This window comes from Amycolatopsis thailandensis (assembly GCF_042723255.1).
Classification (GTDB): domain Bacteria; phylum Actinomycetota; class Actinomycetes; order Mycobacteriales; family Pseudonocardiaceae; genus Amycolatopsis; species Amycolatopsis thailandensis.
Genome location: NZ_JBHXJK010000063.1, coordinates 17,413 through 35,739, shown reverse-complemented (window position 1 = coordinate 35,739; position 18,327 = coordinate 17,413). Strand labels below are relative to the sequence as shown.

The 18,327-nt window shown below is 69.0% G+C and carries 17 protein-coding genes; 10 read left to right on the top strand and 7 right to left on the bottom strand.

Features of this window, described 5'->3' with window-relative positions; translation table 11 throughout:
• Nucleotides 1–109: 109 nt before the first annotated feature.
• From ACFWMR_RS24550 to ACFWMR_RS24540, 3 genes are read left to right on the top strand one after another with little or no spacing between them, the layout of a single operon-like run.
• The gene (locus ACFWMR_RS24550) at nucleotides 110–1,201 is read left to right on the top strand and encodes a LolA family protein (RefSeq protein ID WP_378380041.1); all 1,092 of its coding nucleotides are present in this window, start codon (nucleotides 110–112) and stop codon (nucleotides 1,199–1,201) included.
• Nucleotides 1,198–2,193, top strand: a complete 996-nt coding sequence (locus tag ACFWMR_RS24545) for an ABC transporter ATP-binding protein (protein WP_093936632.1) — start codon at nucleotides 1,198–1,200, stop codon at nucleotides 2,191–2,193. The genes ACFWMR_RS24550 and ACFWMR_RS24545 overlap by 4 nt, the downstream gene beginning before the upstream one ends.
• Nucleotides 2,190–3,068 carry an ABC transporter permease gene (locus ACFWMR_RS24540; protein WP_378380040.1) on the top strand — a complete coding sequence of 293 codons (879 nt, stop codon included), beginning with the start codon at nucleotides 2,190–2,192 and terminating at the stop codon, nucleotides 3,066–3,068. Before ACFWMR_RS24545 ends, ACFWMR_RS24540 begins: the two co-directional genes overlap by 4 nt.
• A 332-nt stretch (nucleotides 3,069–3,400) precedes the next feature.
• Here the strand turns inward: ACFWMR_RS24540 and ACFWMR_RS24535 are convergent, their stop codons facing one another.
• The 4 genes from ACFWMR_RS24535 to ACFWMR_RS24520 all read right to left on the bottom strand — a co-directional run bounded on the left by ACFWMR_RS24535 (nucleotide 3,401) and on the right by ACFWMR_RS24520 (nucleotide 8,456).
• The gene (locus ACFWMR_RS24535) at nucleotides 3,401–4,507 is read right to left on the bottom strand and encodes a serine hydrolase domain-containing protein (RefSeq protein WP_378380039.1); all 1,107 of its coding nucleotides are present in this window, start codon (nucleotides 4,505–4,507) and stop codon (nucleotides 3,401–3,403) included.
• 81 nt (nucleotides 4,508–4,588) lie between these two features.
• Entirely contained in the window at nucleotides 4,589–5,605 is a 1,017-nt protein-coding gene (locus ACFWMR_RS24530; protein ID WP_378380038.1) for an ABC transporter ATP-binding protein, read from the bottom strand.
• Nucleotides 5,605–7,182 carry an ABC transporter permease gene (locus tag ACFWMR_RS24525; RefSeq protein WP_378380045.1) on the bottom strand — a complete coding sequence of 526 codons (1,578 nt, stop codon included), beginning with the start codon at nucleotides 7,180–7,182 and terminating at the stop codon, nucleotides 5,605–5,607. The genes ACFWMR_RS24530 and ACFWMR_RS24525 overlap by 1 nt, the downstream gene beginning before the upstream one ends.
• Before the next feature lie 221 nt (nucleotides 7,183–7,403).
• Nucleotides 7,404–8,456, bottom strand: coding sequence for a thiamine ABC transporter substrate-binding protein (locus tag ACFWMR_RS24520; protein ID WP_093936629.1), 1,053 nt, complete (start codon nucleotides 8,454–8,456; stop codon nucleotides 7,404–7,406).
• 75 nt (nucleotides 8,457–8,531) lie between these two features.
• Here ACFWMR_RS24520 and ACFWMR_RS24515 point away from each other — a divergent pair, with 75 nt between their 5' ends.
• Nucleotides 8,532–8,822, top strand: coding sequence for a 4a-hydroxytetrahydrobiopterin dehydratase (locus ACFWMR_RS24515; protein WP_005157303.1), 291 nt, complete (start codon nucleotides 8,532–8,534; stop codon nucleotides 8,820–8,822).
• A gap of 383 nt (nucleotides 8,823–9,205) precedes the next feature.
• Here ACFWMR_RS24515 and ACFWMR_RS24510 read toward each other — a convergent pair whose 3' ends face one another.
• Nucleotides 9,206–9,580, bottom strand: coding sequence for a type II toxin-antitoxin system death-on-curing family toxin (locus ACFWMR_RS24510; RefSeq protein ID WP_378380037.1), 375 nt, complete (start codon nucleotides 9,578–9,580; stop codon nucleotides 9,206–9,208).
• Nucleotides 9,577–9,780, bottom strand: a complete 204-nt coding sequence (locus ACFWMR_RS24505; RefSeq protein ID WP_093936626.1) for a CopG family transcriptional regulator — start codon at nucleotides 9,778–9,780, stop codon at nucleotides 9,577–9,579. The genes ACFWMR_RS24510 and ACFWMR_RS24505 overlap by 4 nt, the downstream gene beginning before the upstream one ends.
• A gap of 52 nt (nucleotides 9,781–9,832) precedes the next feature.
• Here ACFWMR_RS24505 and ACFWMR_RS24500 point away from each other — a divergent pair, with 52 nt between their 5' ends.
• The 5 genes from ACFWMR_RS24500 to ACFWMR_RS24480 all read left to right on the top strand — a co-directional run bounded on the left by ACFWMR_RS24500 (nucleotide 9,833) and on the right by ACFWMR_RS24480 (nucleotide 15,609).
• Nucleotides 9,833–10,297: a DUF2716 domain-containing protein gene (locus ACFWMR_RS24500; protein ID WP_378380036.1), complete on the top strand. Its 465-nt coding sequence runs from the start codon at nucleotides 9,833–9,835 to the stop codon at nucleotides 10,295–10,297.
• An 84-nt stretch (nucleotides 10,298–10,381) separates the two neighbouring features.
• Nucleotides 10,382–10,756, top strand: a complete 375-nt coding sequence (locus tag ACFWMR_RS24495; RefSeq protein WP_378380035.1) for a hypothetical protein — start codon at nucleotides 10,382–10,384, stop codon at nucleotides 10,754–10,756.
• 94 nt (nucleotides 10,757–10,850) lie between these two features.
• Entirely contained in the window at nucleotides 10,851–12,212 is a 1,362-nt protein-coding gene (locus tag ACFWMR_RS24490) for a M20/M25/M40 family metallo-hydrolase (RefSeq protein ID WP_378380034.1), read from the top strand.
• Nucleotides 12,213–12,319: 107 nt separating this feature from the next.
• Complete coding sequence (locus tag ACFWMR_RS24485; RefSeq protein ID WP_378380033.1) at nucleotides 12,320–13,474, top strand: hypothetical protein; 1,155 nt, start codon at nucleotides 12,320–12,322, stop codon at nucleotides 13,472–13,474.
• On the top strand, nucleotides 13,471–15,609 hold the full coding sequence (locus ACFWMR_RS24480; protein WP_378380032.1) for a hypothetical protein: 2,139 nt from the start codon (nucleotides 13,471–13,473) through the stop codon (nucleotides 15,607–15,609). The genes ACFWMR_RS24485 and ACFWMR_RS24480 overlap by 4 nt, the downstream gene beginning before the upstream one ends.
• A 71-nt stretch (nucleotides 15,610–15,680) precedes the next feature.
• On the opposite strand, the gene ychF is transcribed toward ACFWMR_RS24480, so the two are convergent.
• The gene (gene ychF, locus ACFWMR_RS24475) at nucleotides 15,681–16,763 is read right to left on the bottom strand and encodes a redox-regulated ATPase YchF (protein WP_093936618.1); all 1,083 of its coding nucleotides are present in this window, start codon (nucleotides 16,761–16,763) and stop codon (nucleotides 15,681–15,683) included.
• Between the two features lie 105 nt (nucleotides 16,764–16,868).
• Here ychF and ACFWMR_RS24470 point away from each other — a divergent pair, with 105 nt between their 5' ends.
• Nucleotides 16,869–18,320, top strand: coding sequence for a DNA-3-methyladenine glycosylase 2 family protein (locus ACFWMR_RS24470; RefSeq protein ID WP_378380031.1), 1,452 nt, complete (start codon nucleotides 16,869–16,871; stop codon nucleotides 18,318–18,320).
• The last annotated feature ends 7 nt before the right edge of the window (nucleotides 18,321–18,327 follow it).

Genomic DNA, 18,327 nt, shown 5'->3' with positions numbered 1-18,327 from the left:
GCCATCTCAGCTCCGACGGCGGAGTCTGAGTGGTATCTCAGCGTTTCCGGGGAAGCGTTGTCGCCAAGACCCGAGCACACTGGGGTTCGGGGAAACAGGGAGAGACAGCATGGATCCGAAGAGGAAGGCCATCACCGCGGCGGTGGTGGGGACGGCTCTGGGCGTCGGCGGGCTCGCCGTCGTCGCGATGCCGGCCACCGCGGGCGACGCGCCCGTCTTGCCGCAGGTCAGCGCCGAAGAGCTGGTGCAGTCGACGCTCAACGCGAAGCCGTCGGCGTTCGACGGGAAGGTCAAGGTCGACAACGACCTCGGCCTGCCGCAGATCGGCAGCACGCTGCCCGGCGCGTCCGCGCTGAGCATCGACTCGGCGCAGATCTCGACCGACGGCGCGGGCAAGAGCAAGGTGTCGCTCACCGAGGGCTCCAGCCAGCAGACCATCGTCCGGAACGGGCAGACCGTCTGGGAGTACAACTCCAAGGACAACTCCGCGACCAAGGTCACCATCCCGGACGAACTGGCCAAGGAGCACCAGAACAAGGTCGAGGGCCAGGCCGTCGACCCGGCCACGGTCGCCTCGGAACTGCTCGGCAAGGTGCGCGAGAGCAGCACGATCGCCGTCGACGGGACGTCCTCGGTGGCGAACCGTTCGGCGTACGAACTGGTGCTGACCCCGAAGCCGACCGAGCGGACGCTGCTGCGCGAGATCCGCGTCGCGATCGACGAGCAGACCCGGATGCCGCTGCGGCTGACGGTGCTGGCCAACGGCACCTCCTCCCCTGCGCTCGAGGTCTCCTTCAGCGAGATCAACTTCGCGAACCAGCCCGCGTCGAACTTCGAGTTCACCCCGCCGAAGGGCGCGAAGGTGACCGAGAAGACCGCCGAGGTCGACCCGAAGAACCGTGAACTCGCCGAGCAGGCGAAGTCCGACGTCAAGGTCGTCGGCGACGGCTGGGACACCGCGATCACCGGCAAGATCCCGGCCGACGCGCTGGTCAAGGCCGGTAGCGCGAAGGACGAGGAAGGCCGTCAGGTCGACCCGAAGGCGCTGCTTTCGCGGTTCGCCAAGCCGGTCAGCGGTGCCTGGGGCAGCGGCTGGCTGGTGACCACCAAGGTCGGCAGCGGCGTGCTGACCGACGACGGCCGCTACGCCCTCGGCGCGGTGCCGGAGCAGGTCCTCTTCGAGGCATTGGCCGCGAAGTGACCACCACTTTCGAAGCCGGGACGGACGCCTCCCAGGAGGCGTCCGCTCCGGCGGTACCCATGGCGGCCCGCACCAGGGGCCTGCGCAAGGTCTACGGCCGCACGGTGGCCGTGGACCACGTCGACCTCGACGTTCCCGAAGGCGCCGTGCTGGGGATGCTCGGCCCCAACGGTTCGGGCAAGACCACGACCATCCGGATGCTGCTCGGACTCGTGCGGCCCACCGAGGGCGAGGTCGAACTCTTCGGCAAGCGGATGCCCGACGAGTCGGCGCACGCGCTGCCCGACGTCGGCGCGCTGGTCGAAGGGCCGGGCTTCCACCCTTTTCTCTCCGGGCGGGAGAACCTGCTGCGCGTGGCCGCGGCCGAACCGAGGCTGGCCTCGGCCGGGATCCCGGGAGCGGTCGACGCGGCGCTTGAGCGCGTCGGCCTGACCGACGCCGCGACCCGGCGCTACAAGGGGTATTCGCTGGGCATGAAGCAGCGGATGGGGCTGGCGAGCGCGCTGCTCGTGCCGCGGCGGATGATCGTGCTCGACGAGCCGACCAACGGCCTCGACCCTTCCGGCACCAGGGAGATCCGCCGGATCATCGCCGAACTGCACGCGGACGGCGTCACCGTGCTGGTGTCGTCGCATCTGCTGGCCGAGGTCGAGGCGACCTGCACGCACGTCGCGGTGCTCCAGTCGGGGAACGTGATCGCCCAGGGCGAGCTCACGGAACTGCTGGAGTCGGGGAACGCGGCGCTGCTGGTGCGGACGCCGGACGCCGAACTCGCGGTGGAAACGTTGCGGGAGAACAGGATCGGCAGCAGGCTCACGCCGGACGGCGTCCGCGTGGACCTCACCGCCGCCGAAGCACCCGACGTGCTGCGTCATCTGGTGACGGCCGGGGTGGCCGTGCACGAGGCGGCACGGGCCCGGACCGGGCTGGAAGACCTGTTCGCCCGGCTGACCCAGCCGGAGTCCACTGTAGACGGTGAGGGGGAGTCGTGACCCACGCTCTGGCCGCGGCACCCGCGGTACGGACCGGCCGGGACAGCGTCGGCCTGCTCCGCTTGTATCGCGCCGAACTGCGCTGGATCTTCCGGCGGCCCCGCACGCTGGCCGTGCTGGGCCTGCTCGCGCTGATCCCGATCGTGATCGGGGTCGCGCTGACGCTGGTCGACCCGGCCGAGGCGAACGGCGGTGGCGGCGGCGGGGACGGCGCGCTGCTCGCGTCCGCGATGAACAACGGCTTCATCCTGCCGGTCGCTGCCCTGACCATGACGTTGGCGTTGCTCCTGCCGCTCGCTTCGGCGATGGCCGGGGCGGACGCGATCGCCGGCGAGGCGGCGCACGGCACCTTGCGGGGCTGGCTGATCGCGCCGGTCGGGCGGGGCAGGCTGCTCGCGATCAAGGCCTTCGGCGTCGCGACGGTTTCGGTGCTCGCGGTACTGGCGATGACGTTCACCGGGTTCGTCACGGGGCTGATCATCAGCGGCACCGACTCCATGTTCACCCTGACCGGTTCGACCCTGAGCGTGTGGGACGCGCTGGGCAGGCTCCTGGTCGTGGCACTGTGGATCACGCTGCAGCTGTGGGCTGTCGGCGCCGTCGCGCTCGCGATCTCGTCGTTCACCGAGCATCCGATGCTGGTGGTCGCCTCGGTGCTGGCCGGGACGATCGTGTTCACCATCCTCGGTTTCCTGGACGCGGTCTCGTGGCTGCATCCCTTCCTGCTCAACAAGGACTGGGCGCAGGCGCCGGCCGCGGTGCTGATGGATCCGCTCGATACGACACTGCTCGGCGAAGGCGCGCTGCGGGCCGCCTGCTACATCGTCATCGGGCTTTCGATCGCCTACTCGCGCCTGACCACCCGGGACGGCTGACTCCGCGCGTTCGGGCGATATGGCGACCGGGGTGACGCGGCCCCGGACTCGCGTGATCAGACACGGGTCTCGCGTGATTGGAGACGGAACTCGCGTGATTGGAAGCGGAACTCGCGTGTCTGGAAGCCGCACACGCGAGTTCGGCGCCCAGTCACGCGAGTTCCGCCTTCGATCACGCGAGTTCCGCCTCTGATCACGCGAGTTCCGCCTTCGATCACGCAAGTCAAGCCTCCGGCCTGGCCGCGAACCCGGCGAACACTGCCGCGCACGGCAACGCGACACCCTTACCCCTGAAGAGAACCCGAATCGCCGCTTCACGACCCGCCCGCCGATCAGCGGCAGAAGACCGACGCCGCCAGGGAGACCACCGCTTCGGTGGGCGGGTCCTGTTCGTACGGGTTGAGGGACAGGGTCAGCGATTTGCCCTTCCCGTCGGTGAAGGCGACGGTGAGGTAGCCGATCAGCTGTCCCGTGTGCCCCAACACCGGCTTCGGCCCGCCCGCGCAAGGGATCGCGAACTCCTGCAATCCCAGGCCGTAGCGGAACAGCGGCACCGCTTCCCGCGTCCGCCGCATCTCCGCGAGGCTCGCCTGGCTCGTCAGCCTGCCGTCGATCAAGGCGGTGACGAAGGTGGTCAGATCGCGCGTGGTGGAGACCATCTCACCGGCCGCCCAGTCCAAAGACGGATCCATGTCGGTGGCGTCCACGATCGACGGAGGGTTCGTGGGCAGCGGTTCATAGCCGCGGGCGTGCGGGACGGGCAAGGAGGAGTGGTGGCCCGGCACGCTGGTGCGCGTGAGGTGGAGCGGGCGCAGGATCCGCCGCGTCACCTCCTCGCCGTACGGGCGTCCGGTCAGCTTCTCGATCAGCAGACCGGCGACGACGTAGTTGGTGTTCGAGTAGTGCCAGGACTCGCCCGGGTTCTCGAAGTCCGGGCCTTTCGCGAACGCCACCTTCAGCAGTCGCGTAGGCGTGTAGTCGTCGAAGCGGGCATCGGCCCGCCAGCGATTGGTCGAGTAGCCCGGTTCGCTCATGTAGTCGTGCAGGCCGCTGGTGTGCTGGAGGACGTGCCGGACGGTGACGCGTCCGCCATCGGGCACGACACCGGGCAGGTGGCGCTCGATCGGATCGTCGAGTGCCAGCCGCCGCTCGTCGGCCAGCTGCAGGAGCACCGTGGCCGCGAAGGTCTTGGTGACGCTGCCGATCCGGAAGTGGCCGTCGGCGGCGGCCGGCGTCCCGGACGTCAGGTCACGCACGCCCACCGCGTCCGACCACTGGCCGCGGCCGTCGCGGACGTGGATCAGCCCGGCCGTGATGTCGCGGCCGTCGGCGAGGGCGGCCAGCCGGGCGTGCAGCTCGGCGGCAGGGATGTCCGGCGTGGCCGGTGCGGCAACCGGGCCGACGGCGAGAACGAGGGACAAGATCGTCTTCAGGAGCATGGTGACGACGGTATGGCGGGCGAGCCCGGCGAACCCTGGGGTAAACCGCAAGGTTCGGACCGGACTACCGCATTCAGAGGACTAATCGCGGAGTCGGGCGACGCCGTCCGGATCGAGGGAGAGCCGGACGGTGTCCCCCGGGCGCAGATCGGCCGTCACCGGCGCGACCGCGTCCACAGTGGACAGATCGCCGCCGGGCGCGACCACCAGCCGGACGTGTTCCCGCCGGTGCACCACGGCGGTCACCTCGCCCTCGACCCCTTCCGGCGAAACCCGCAGACCGTGCGGCCGCAGCCCCAGCCGCACCGCGCCGTCTTCGACGTCGGGCAGCGTGACCTCGCCGAGCGGTGTCCGCACCACTCCGCCGGACGCCTCACCGTCGACGAACGTGGTCACGCCGAGGAACCGCGCCACGTCCTCGTCCACCGGCTGCCGCCAGACCCGGCGCACCGCGCCCTCCTGCCGGATCTCGCCGTCGTCCAGCACGGCGACCCGGTCGGCGAGCGTGAACGCCTCTTCCTGATCGTGCGTGACCAGCAGCGCGGTGATCTTGCTGCGCCGCAACAACGCCGCGAGGTCGATCGCCAGCTGTTCCCGCAGTCCGGCGTCCAAACCGGACAGTGGTTCGTCCAGCAGCAGCAACCGCGGTTCCGGCGCCAGCGCGCGGGCCAGCGCCACCCGCTGCGCCTGACCGCCGGACAGCTCGGTCACCCGCCGCCGCTCGTAACCGCTCAGCCCGACCAGCTCCAGCAGCGCCCGGACCCGCTCGGCGTGCTCGGCGCGAGGGACGTCGTGCATCCTCAGGCCGAACGCGATGTTCGAGGCGACGTCCTTGTGCGGGAACAGCTGCCCGTCCTGGAAGACCAGGCCGAATCCCCGCCGGTGCACCGGGACCCCGGAGAGGTCCTCGCCGTCCCACCGCACGGCACCCGAGGTCAGCGGCTCCAGCCCGGTGATCGCCCGCAGCAGCGTCGACTTCCCCGAACCGGACGGGCCCAGCAGCGCCAGCACCTCGCCGTCGGCGATGTCCAGCCTGGCGTCCTTCACCGCCGCGAAGGATCCATAGTGGACGGTCAGATCCCGTACCGACAGCGACACTAGAACTCCCCTACCGAATTCTGCCCGCGGACCGCGCCGAACCGGTCGATCAGCACCACCGCCACCACGGTCACGATCATGAGCAGCGCGCAGGCCGCGTAGGCCATCTGGTTGTTCAGCTCCCCCGGCCGCGAGATCAGCGTCGCGACGGCGACCGGCAGCGTCGGCGCGTCCGGCCTGGCCAGGAAGCTCGTCGCGCCGAACTCGCCGAGCGCGACCACGTAACCGAAACCGGCGGCCGCGACCAGCGAACGCGCCGTCAGCGGGAGATCGATCTCCCGCCACACCCGGCCGGGGCTCGCGCCGAGGGTCGACGCGGCTTGCCGCAGCCGGACGTCGACCGACCGCAGCACCGGCAGCACCATCCGCACGATCAGCGGGATGATCACCAGTGCCTGCGCGAGCGGCACCAGCAGCGGCGACGTCCGCAGGTCGCCCGGAAGCGCGTCGAGCGTGACGAGGTAACCGAAACCGACGGTCACCGCGGAGACGCCGAGCGGGAGCATCAGCGCGGCGTCCATCGTCTCGCCCATGCCCCGCGCCAGCCTGCCCGGCGTGCGGCGCAACGCGACCAGCACGACCGAGGCCAGCACACCGATGATCATCGCGAGCATCGTCGCGTCGAACGCCGTCCGCAGCGACATCGACGCCGCGTCCCAGCCCGAGACCTGGAGCGCGCCACGGGATCCTCGGCCCGCCAGCGCTTCGTACCCGGCGAGGCTCCAACCGTCCGAAGTGGAGACCGACTCGAGAAGCAGTGCCACGATCGGCGTCATCAGGAGCGCGATCACCGCGAGTCCGGCGGAGACGGCCCACCACTCGCCGCCCCTGGGCCGCCGCGCGGTCTCGCTGCCCGAACGCAGGCGCACCGCGTTCTCCCGGCGCCGCCTCGCCAGCGCCCCGGCGACGAGCGCGGCGACGACGGCGGCGAACTGCACGAGGGACAGCGCGGCCGCGCCGGAGAGGTCGAGCAGTTCGACCGTGCGCAGATAGATCTCGGTCTCCAGCGTGCGGTACTTCGCCCCGCCGAGAATGAGCACGACCCCGAAACTGGTCGCGCAGAACAGGAACACCACCGCCGCGGACGACGCGATGGCGGGCGCCAGCGCGGGCAGTGTCACCGAACGGAAGGCACGCCACGGTGACGCGCCGAGCGCCCGCGCCGCGTCCACGGTGCGCGGGTCGAGATGGCTCCACAACCCGGAAACCGTGCGCGCGACGACGGCGACGTTGAAGAAGGCGTTGGCCAGTACCAAGGGCAGCAGTCCGCCGTCGGGCCAGAGCGCGCGGAACGCCAGGCCGACCACGACGGTCGGCAGCACGAACGGCACCAGCACGAGCGTCCGGACCAGCGAGACGCCCGGCAGCTTCACGCGGGCGAGGAGGAACGCGACAGGCAGGCCCGCGACGATCGCGACGATCGTCGAAACCCCGGCACTGGCCACGGTGAAGCCGGCGAGTTCCCAGGTCAGCGGGTCACCGATGGCCGCGCCGACGCCACCGGATCCGAAGCCCCGCCCGATGATCGCCGCGACCGGCCAGGCGAAGAAGAGCACGAGGAAACCGAGCGGCAGCACGGCGAGCGCGCCCAGCCCGGTCCCCCGAAGAGTCAGCCCGCCGGTGTTCAGCCGCCTTTCAAGGCGCGCTCTCGGATTTCCACAGCCGGGCCGTGGCATCGGCTGTTCACTCACCTGGCCGTGTCAGCGGCCCGTCTCCGCAAATCCGAGGCCTCCGGCCGAAGAACGACGCGCGCGCGTATCGTCGCCCGAACTGCCGCCTTCAGTTCGCGAAGCACGTCCTAACCTTCCACCAGCGTGCGCCACTGGGCGATCCACTGCTCACGCCCGGCCTGGATCTTGGCCGGTTCGAGCGTCTTCGGCTGCTGCGGCAGCGGCGCGGCCTGCGCCCAGCCCTGCGGGAGCTCGACACCCTGGCGGGCCGGGTACACGTACATGTTGCTCGCCACGGTCACCTGGAACTGCTGGGACAGCAGGAAGTCCACGACCTTGCGGGCCTTCTCGACCTGCTTGCCGCCCGCGAGCACGCCCGCGTACTCGACCTGGCGGTAACAGGTGTCCAGCAGCGCCTTCGTCCGCGGTTTGCCGTCGTCGCCGAGTTCGGCGGCGGGCGAAGACGCGTAGGACACGACGATCGGACGCGGTCCCTTGCCCGAGGAACCGGAGAATTCCTTGGTGTAGGCCTCTTCCCAGCCGCTGACCGTCTTGAGGCCGTTGGCCTTCAACTGCGTCCAGTACGCCTGCCAGCCCTGTTCGCCGAACTGGGCGACGGTACCGAGCAGGAACGCCAGGCCCGGCGACGACGTCGCGGGGCTTTCGGCGACCATCAGGTCCTTGTACTTGGCGTCGGCCAGGTCCGCGAACGACTTCGGCTCCGGGATCCCCTTGTCCACGAAGTACCGGCTGTCGATGTTGACGCACACGTCGCCGAGGTCGACCGCGGAGAGCCGGTGCCCGGGGTCGATGGAGTAGCGCTGCGGGCCACGGTCTGCCTCAGGGCTGGTGTACTGCTCGAAAACGCCTTCGGTGAGCGCGCGGGAGGCGAAGGTCGAGTCGACGCCGTACGCGACGTCCCCGATCGGGTTCGCCTTGGTCAGCACCAGTTTGTTGGTCAGCGCGCCCGCGTCGCCCTGCTTGAGCACGGAGATCTTGATCCCGGACTGCCGCTCGAACGCGTCGAGGACCTCCTGCGGGGCGAGCCACGAGTCGTGGGTCACGAGGGTGACGGTCGCCGGCGCCTGCGGGTCGTTCCCCGTGTTCCCGGAGAGCGAGCAGCCCGCGACGAGGGCGGCCACCGTGCCAGCCGCAACGACCGTGCGGAGGGCGCGTTTCATCTAGCCTCCTGCTGTTTTCAAGGGGGGACCCGTGGCAAACGTGCAGCGTAGCCGACGGCGTACCACCATGGAGTCATGGCGGAAATCTTGAACGACAAGCAGGCCGACGAGGCCGTGACCAAACTCTCCGGCTGGACGCGTGACGGCGTCACGATCGAGCGGACGGCGAAGCTGCCGAGTTTCCCGAAAGCCATCGAAGCGGTGGACAAGGTGGCCGAACTGGCGGAGGCGGCCGACCACCATCCCGACATCGACATCCGCTGGCGGACGGTGACATTCCGGCTCAGTACGCACTCCGCCGGAGGGCTGACGGAGAAGGACTTCGCGCTCGCGTCGCAGATCGACGGGGTACTCGACGCTGTGTGACGTCCGCGACGACCGCGCCACGACACCGCTTCTCGGACGTCTCCCGGATACGACCGAAGAGAAAAGGACGAAGGATGACGCAGGCGATCGTGGTGGGCTTTTCCGCATTCGGCGCGATGGTGGCGGCCGCTGCCGGGGTGCTCTGGTACACGGCACGCGAACGGCATCATCAGCACGATCAGTGACCTTGATCACACTGATCTTCAAAAGGTAACGCGGAGCCTGATCAACGCGCTGTTCCCGGCGGACCTGTCGCTTCTCTCCCCCGGGGAACCGCCGTGAACAACGCCTCCATCACCGCCGCCCAGCGCGCCTGGGTGACCACCTTCGCCGCCGCCATCACGCTGCTGACGATCGTCGTGCTCGGCCTTCTCGGGTAGCGGCTACCCGAGCGGCTTCGCCCACAACTCCAGTTCGCCCGCGGCGTCTCGGTAGGTGCGCGAACCGATGGACATCGCGATCACCAAGTCGTACGCGTCGTCTTCCGGCGCGTCGAGGTCGTGACCGTTCAGCCCGTAGAAGACGAATGTCGCCATCCAGGCCAGACGCTTGTTGCCGTCGATGAGCGCGTGGTTACGCGCCAGCGACTCGAGCAGCACCGCCGCCTTCTCGTGCAGCGTCGGATACGCGTCCTGACCCATCAACGAAGCCTGCGGGCGATGCGCGGCGGAATCGAGCAGCCCGAGATCACGGATCTTGGGCACACGGAGATCCTCCGCGAGCGCCAGCAGGTCTTCGACGGTGAGGTACTCGATCACTGGGCGAGACGGTCGAGCAGGGCGGCGTAACGCTCCCGGCCGTCCCTGGACAGCACACGGACACGGTCGTCACGGACACGGCGCGCGGCGGCCTCGGTGATGGCGCGAACGGTGGCTTCGTGCTTGCTCACGCCATCGGCCTCCGCCAGCAGGGCGAGCGCGCGCTCCTGCTCGTCGTTCAACCTCAGAGTCATGGCCATGGGATGAATGATACCACTCTGGTATCACTCAGGCGGCGCGTATTTTCCCCGCGTGAGCATCGAGACCCTGGGCAACGACGAGTACCGGCGCGTTTGGGACCGCTTCCGCACGGAGTTCGCCTTCCGGCCGGGCACGAGCCGATTCGAGTGGCCGGGCATCGACGAGCCCGCCGGATCGATGACTTGGAGCCTGACCGCCCTCGACGACGACCCGGGATACCTGCTGCTGGACCGGATGATCGCGGTGATCCAGCGAGGCCTGGCCTCCTGCGCCGGCGAGCTGTACGCGCTCGACTGGCAGCACGTGTCGTACCGGTTCCCGACGTCCGCGAAGGACTGGCCGCTCAGCCCGTTCCCGGACGGCGACTACTACGCGTACCTGACGCCGGACTTCCGGCTGGGCACGTTCGGGCATCCGTGGGAGTACACGGTCTGCGCGTTCGGCGACGCGCTGGTGACGGCGATTTCGGCGGAGGTCACCGAGGTCCTCGGCGAACCCGTACGCAGGTCCGCGTAGACCCGATTGCCGCTTCCGGGCCGACGCCCTTCACGGCCGTGAGCGGGACTCTTCAGTGGTCGAATCCCAGTGAGGAGTCCCGTCATGAACCGTTCCACCGCAGCCGTCGCCAACGCCTTCTTCCTCTTCGTCGGCGTCGCCGGCCTGATCATCCAGATCGCCTCCGGCGTCCCCGGGTTCCCGGACATCCCGCCCGGCCTGTTCGTCCTGGGCATACCCGGGATCCTCGTGCTGACGCTGGCCGCCCGATTCCGCTGGATCCTCTTCGCCGGCATCGTCGCGCCGGTGTTCATCCTCGTCGGTGCCCTGCTCGAAGGCTCGTTCTGGGGACGCCTGGCCGATGCCGGCGACTTCGGGCCCTTCGTCGGGACCGTGCTGCTGATCGGCGGGGTGATCGCGGCGGCGATCTCCGGCGGCCTCGCCGTCTCCCAGGCCTACCGCCGGGTCGCCGTGCGCTGAACCGGAAAAAGGGGACGATCGGGGGGTTGTTCCGGTGGCGCTGTGACTATTGGCTACTCGAACGAAGAGTCTCCCGAGATGTGAGGGGTGTTCCATGGCAGGTCTGCGCAGACGTGAAGTGCTCGCGGGCGCGGTGGCACTGGCGGGCGCGGCGACGATCGGGCTGAACCCCGGCACCGCCGCCGCGGCCACGCAGCAACGTCCGGGCGCGCAGTTCCCGCCGTCGCTGGACTTCGGCGACTACCCCGTGATCGCCCGGGTCCGGTCGCGGCGGGCGCTGGAGCACCTGCGGGTGCTCAGCGACAAGATCGGCCCCCGGATCGCCGGCACCGAAGGCGAACTGCGGGCCAAGGACTACATCGCGAAGGTGCTGCGCGACCTGCGCTACCAGGTCACCCTGCAACCGTTCCCGATCGCCGACAAGTTCCTGGGCGGCCTGTCGCTCGGACGCGACAGGTGGCAGACCGGCTCCTCACCGCAGGGCGCGCAGGACGTCACGCGCGAGGCCGTCGTCGTCGACGCCGGTGACGGGAGCACCCTGCCCGACGACCTGACCGGCAAGATCGTGCTGATCGCCGCCGTGACGAACAAGGCGGACGCGTACCTGACGGCCGCGCAGCGCGGAGCGGACGCCGTGCTGATCGGCCGGATCGGCGCCGACCCGGCGCGGAAACTGTCCGCGTTCTCCCCGACGCTCGCCACCCCGGTCACCGTCCCGGTGCTCGGCCTGGCCCAGGTCCAGGTGGAGCGTCTGCGCGAACGGCTCGCCAAGGGCTCGGTCACCGTGAAGGCGACGGCCACCCACCACAAGAACCTGACGTCCTACAACGTCATCGCCGAGCGGCCCGCCACCTTCCCCGGCAAGGACAACGGCGTGGTCATGGTGACCGCGCACTACGACAGTGTCCCTGGATCACCGGGCGCCAACGACGACGGCAGCGGCACCGTGCTGTGCCTGGAGTTGGCACGCGTCCTGCGATACCTGCCGACGAACAAGACACTGCGGTTCGCGCTGTGGGGCTCGGAGGAGTACGGGCTCATCGGCTCGCGGCATTACGTGTCGAACCTGTCCGACCCGGAGGCGAAGCGGATCGCGGGCTGCTTCCAGAACGACATGGTCGCCACCAGCTGGGACCCGGCGGTCACCTACTGGCTGCTTTCGGTCGACGGCGCCGACAACGCCACGACCGCGGCCGTCAACGCCGCCGCCAAGCGGCTCGGCTACGACCCGCGGGTCAAGGGCCCGGTCGCGCGCGGTTCGAGCGACCACGTGCCGTTCTTCGAGCGCGGTATCGCTTCGGGCAACTTCAGCTGGCGCGGCGAGAGCGGCCCGGCACTGCTGGAGCCGACGTACCACACACCGGAAGACACCATCAAGGACAACGTTTCCCTTGAGCGGCTTCAGGTTTCGCTGGAGCTGATCGGATCCGCCGCTTACAGCCTGCTGCGGAAGTAGCGAGCACGTAGCTCATGAAAGGGTCGTTCAGGACACTTTCATCCTGAACGACCCTTTCATGACACTCGGGGTGCCGGATTGTCGGTGGCCGCTGCTTTTATGACGCCATGACCACCGTGCTGGAGATCGCCACCCTCCTCCCCGACCCCACCCGGCTCCGCGCCCACCTGCGCGCGCTGGCGGTCCTGGACGCCGAGATCGGCGAGGATCCGGAGTACGGCCAGTACACCTTCGACACCACCTGGGGTCCCGGCGTCGAAGCCGCCCTGATGGACAACGGCTCGGGGGACGACTTCACCGTCCTCTTCACCCCGGCCGGCGTACTCATCCGCGGTTTCGACCACGAGTCACCGATGAGTCCCTACGCGACGGACGACGAGCAGGCCTGGCCCGGCGTCCTCGATGACGTGCCCGCCGCCCTCCGCCCGTTCCTGGGCGAATCGGCCGTCAGCGTCGAAGGTATGGAGGCCACTCGGGTCACCGCCTGTCTGTGGCGGGAGGCCGGTGACATCGTCTGGCGCGCCGGGTCGGCCATCACCTTCCCCGACGACGGCGGAGACCCCGACGGCTCCGGCTTTCTCTTCCGGCTCCTCGTCGAGCGTTCTCCCGAAGCTGTCCAAGCCCATTTCGAGGGCTACTACGAGCGCCCCGTCCCCCTCGACGCAATCCGTCACGTCCTCGACGGGAACCCGCTCACCCTGGCGATCGCCGCGGCCCTCGACCCGGTCGCCCTCTCGGACGACGCGTTGCTCGAGAGAATCGCCGAGTATCCCGAGGTCGCCTCGTATCTGGCCGGTGACGGCGAGTTCGACCTCGCCCGTACCGATCCGATCGAATCCATCGCCCTGCCCAACGGTCTTTCGGTGGAACCCGTCGCGGGCTGCAACGCGGGCGGCACCCACTATCTCTGCGGCCCGGCAACGCCCGACGGCTCGCGCGCCGTTCTGTACACCGACTCGGAAGGCGGCGCTTGCCTCATCGCCGAATCCGTCGCCGATGCGCTGACCCTCGCGATCGTCCTCCCGTGTTGGCATGACGCTCTAGCGGGCTCACGTCCCCCTGAGCTCGGAGCCGATCACCTCGAAGACAACCCAGATCACCACGCGGTCCGCGACCGGCTCCTGGTCGAGCTCCGCCTGCCCCCTGCCACCGAGCAAGAAGTCCTGGATCGCTTGCTCGCCACCGCCGCCCGCACGGTCACCGACGGGTTCTTGCCGCACGTTCCCGGCGAGGATTCCGCTTTCGAACTGCTGCTCAAGTGAAGGAATCCATCGACGTGAGATCCGACGACTCGACGAACACTCCGGGATCCCTGGCCGAGCAACGAGCGCTGTGGCGCAAACAGGCGGCCTCCCTGCCTTCCTTGCGTGGCGGCAAGAACCTCTGGGTCCCGCTCACACTCGAACTCGTGGAGCAGATCGGGGCGGGCAAGGCCATCGAACCCGCCGGGTACCCCGACTTTCCTCCGGCGCTTTTCGCCGCGGCGCCACGCCAGGGCGGCGCAGCGCCGCTCACCCAACCACTCACCTGGCTCGAATACGGCAAATTCGTCAAGGGCGCCGGACTCGCGTACGCGGAGAACGCGGAGCTGAAGTTGACCCCTCAAGGCCGGCTCGTGCATTCGAACCCCACCCCGGGACAACTCGCCGAGGTCTTGATCAGTCGTTTCCGCCTGTTCACGGAAGCTCTGTCGCTTGTCGCTGAAAAGGATTCGACGGTCGAGGAAGTCGACGGCCACCTCCGGGACCGATACGAGACAACTTGGAAGAGCCTGGGCGGCGTTCGGAGCCGAATGGACTGGCTTGAGGTCCTTGGCCTCATCGAAGGCCGCGGAAATCGTCACTGGGGGATCACCGCGGCAGGTGAGACGCTTCTCGCGCGGAGCACCATCGTCAGCCCTGAGGCCATCACCTTCCGCACTGCTCACGTCGAGCCCATTACCGAGGCACCCGGTGAGATCAAGACTCTCCTCGGTCAGCTGTCGACTTCCGAGCGACCCCAGGACTCTCGTAGCACCTACAACATCTGGGTGCCGAGTCCCGCTTCGAACCCCAACAAGGTGGCGAACCTCAGGACCATCGTGAACGCCGCGATAGATCCGATCAAACGAGAGGAACTACTGCGCTTCATCGCGGATTCTTTCGAACTCCGGCGTACCAGCGTCGATTCGATGATGCCCTTCCTGCGCGCGTCGGGCCTGCTGCACGAGGTCGGTCTCGGCATCTACCAGGCGACAGCGCCCGCTCGCGCCTGGGTCACTTCCGAGGACGACGTCAACTTCATTCGCATTCTGCACGCGAACATGCGCTTCGTCGGCGAAATGATCCAAACCGTCGAGGCGGGCGTCACACGCACTGAAATGTATCGTGAAGCCGCCAAGCACGGCCTTAATGTCGACAAATCCCGATGGATCGCTTCGTTTCTCGAGGACACCGCTCTTATCGAGCAGCCACGTTACGGAAGCCTTCGCGCCACAGCAACAGGAATCACCCTTCTCGCCGAATTGCCCCTCGCCGAACCGCCGACTCCCCTCGAAAGACCAGAAGTCTCCTCAGCCACACCAAGGAGAGCGAATCAAGAAGATCATCCTTCGCTCAAAGAAGAGCTCACAACGTTCTCGCGGTCCCCGCAGGCTCTCGGCCTGGGGTCCGGAAAGGCGTTCGAACGCTCGGTGCGCGATGCGTTCAGGGCGCTGGGCTTCAGGGCTGAGACCATCAGCGGATCCTCCGACACTGACGTCGTCGTTCGGTGGCAAGACGAGACGGACACCGAGGTCGTCGCGATCGTGGAGGCGAAGTCGCGTTCGAACGGCTACGTCACACATTCGGACTTCAGCGATATCGCGCTGGAGACTCACAGAAGCCAGCACAAAGCACACTTCGCGGCCTTGGTCGGGCCCGCATTCCACGGCGACACCATCAAGAACATGGCCGCGAAGCGGGGATGGGCCATGGTGGAAGCGGGTCGGCTAGGCGAAATCGTCGAGGCGGCGACCGAGCTGGGCCTCGGCCCGACCGAGACCGGGATCCTGTTCAAGGTCCCAGACGGCTTCGACGAGCTCGACAGAATCATCGGACAACGACGTCGCGAGCTGTCCGTGCTCTCGTTCGTGGTCGCCCAACTCGCCGAGGAAGCCGCGGATACCGGCGACGCGATCACCGCCCGCGACATCTCCCGGGACGGGCGGAGAACGGACCTCACACCGACGGTCGAGGAAGTACAGGCGGCGTTCTTATCGCTGTCGCAGGTAGAGGTCGGCGCGATTCGCCTCGTTCAGCAGCAACAAGATCCGAAATTCTCGACGTACACGCTCGGCTACGTCAGGTCGGCGGCCATGAGACTTCGAGCGGTGGCCAGCGCCATCGAGAGTGCGCTCCCGTCCACCCGGCACGACTGACGCTCGTTTCCGGGAGCCCGGCGCCCCTTTGGTCGAGCGACTGGAGCGGCGCCGGGCTCGGCTCGAGGCGATCAGACGTTGAAGCGGAACTCCACCACGTCGCCGTCCGACATGATGTAGTCCTTGCCCTCCATCCGCACCTTCCCGGCGGACCGGGCGGCGGCCATGGAGCCGTTCTCGATCAGGTCGTCGTACGAGACGACCTCCGCCTTGATGAAGCCGCGCTCGAAGTCGGTGTGGATGACGCCGGCCGCCTGCGGGGCGGTCGCGCCCTGCGGGATCGTCCAGGCGCGCGATTCCTTCGGGCCCGCGGTCAGGTACGTCTGGAGGCCGAGGGTGTGGAAACCGGCGCGCGCCAGCGAGTACAGGCCCGGCTCCTGCTGGCCGACGGACTCCAGCAGTTCGCGCACGGACTCCTCGTCGTCCAGCTCCAGCAGCTCGAATTCGACCTTCGCGTCGAGGAACACCGCGTCCGCGGGGGCGACCATCTTGGCCAGCTCTTCGCGGCGGGACTCGTCGGTGAGGATGCCCTCGTCGGCGTTGAAGACGTAGAGGAACGGCTTCGTGGTGAGCAGGCTCAGCTCGCGCAGCGCCTCGAAGTCGACCTCCTTCTGCGCCTGGAACAGGGTCCGGCCCCCGTCGAGGATCTCCTTGGCCTTGACCGCGTTGTCGAGGGCGGGCTTGGCTTCCTTCTTGGTCCGCGCCTCCTTCTCGAGCCGGTGCAGCGCCTTGTCGAGCGTCTGCAGGTCGGCGAGGATCAGCTCGGTGTTGATCGTCTCGATGTCGCTCGCCGGGTCGATCCGGTCGTCGACGTGGATCACGTCCGGGTCGTCGAAGACGCGGACGACCTGGCAGATCGCGTTCGCCTCGCGGATGTTCGCGAGGAACTTGTTGCCGAGCCCGGCGCCCTCGGAGGCACCCTTCACAATGCCCGCGATGTCCACAAAGGACACGACGGCGGGCACGGTGCGCTCGGAGCCGAAGACCTTGGCGAGTTCGTCCAGCCGCGGGTCCGGCAGCGGGACGACGCCGACGTTGGGCTCGATCGTCGCGAACGGGTAGTTCGCCGCGAGCACGTCGTTGCGGGTCAGCGCGTTGAACAGGGTGGACTTGCCGACGTTGGGCAGGCCGACGATGCCGAGGGTGAGACTCACGGGCCAGAAGTCTACGTGCCGTCCGCCGCCGCATCCGCCGAGGCCTTGATCGCCGTGTCGGATTTCCGCCAGCCGAGCCCTCCACCTGGTGGCACGATCGATGTCATGACCGAGCAGACCTTGGCCGAACGGGCCGTGTGGCGCGACACCGAACGGTGTTACCGCGCCGTCGCCGCCCGTGATTCCCGGTTCGACGGCCAGTTCATCATGGCCGTCGCCACCACCGGGATCTACTGCCGCCCGTCCTGCCCCGCGTCGACACCGAAGCAGCAGAACGTCCGCTTCTACCCGACGTCGGCGGCCGCGCAGGCCAACGGCTTCCGTGCCTGCCGTCGCTGCCTCCCCGACGCCGTCCCCGGCTCGCCCGACTGGGACATCCGAGCCGACCTCGCCGCGCGGGCGATGCGGCTCATCTCGGACGGGACCGTCGAACGCGACGGCGTCCCGGGGCTCGCGCGACGGCTCGGCTATTCCGAACGCCAGCTCGGGCGCGTCCTCACCGCCGAACTCGGCGCCGGTCCGCTGGCGCTGGCCAGGGCGCACCGGGCGCACTCCGCGCGGCTGCTGATCGAGATGTCCGGGCTCCCGCTGACCGACGTCGCGTTCGCGGCGGGCTTCTCCAGCGTCCGCCAGTTCAACGAGACGATCCGCGAGGTGTTCGCGACGACGCCGTCGCAGCTTCGCGAGGCGAGCCTGCGTCGTGGGCGTCGGAAGGCCGAAGAGACGCCGACCGGAACCCGGCTGAGCCTGCGACTGCCGTTCCGCAAGCCGTTCGACGCGGCCGGAGTGCTGGACTTCCTGGCCGACCGGGCCATCGCGGGCGTCGAGCACGTGACGCGCGACGATTCCGGGGTGACCGGCTACGGACGCACACTGCGGCTCGCGCACGGCGCGGGCGTGGTGTGGCTGACGACGAAGGACGACCATGTCCGCTGCGACCTGCGGCTCACCGACCTGCGCGACCTGAGCAGCGCGGTGGCGAGGGTGCGGCGGCTGCTCGACCTCGACGCCGACCCCGAGGCGGTCACGCGGGTACTCGGGGCCGACCCGGCGCTCACGCCGCTGGTCGAGGCGATCCCGGGCATCCGGGTGCCCGGCGCGGTCGACGGCGACGAACTCGTGCTGCGCGCGTTGCTGTCCCCCGAAGAGGCGGCGTCGCTCGCGGACACCCTCGGCGAGCGAATGCCCAGCTGCGACGAGTCGCTGGAAGGGCTGACGACGCTGTTCCCGACGGCGGACCGGGTCGCCGCACACGGCCCGGAGCGGGTGACCGCGGTGGCCCGCGCGCTGGCGGACGGGGTTTCGGTCCACGTCGGCCGCGACCCCGGGGAATTGCGGGCGGAGCTGCTGGAGCTCCCGGGAATCGAGCCCCGGACCGCGGATTACGCCCTAATGCGCGTCCTGGGCGCGCCGGACATCCTGCTGACCGGTGATCCCGCGCTGCGCCGGGGAGCGGCCGCGCTGGGCATCGCCGACGACGAAACGACGCTGGCCGAACGCGGACGGGCCTGGCAGCCCTGGTCCTCGTACGCCGGCATGTACCTGTGGCGCGCCTGAAAGGAAG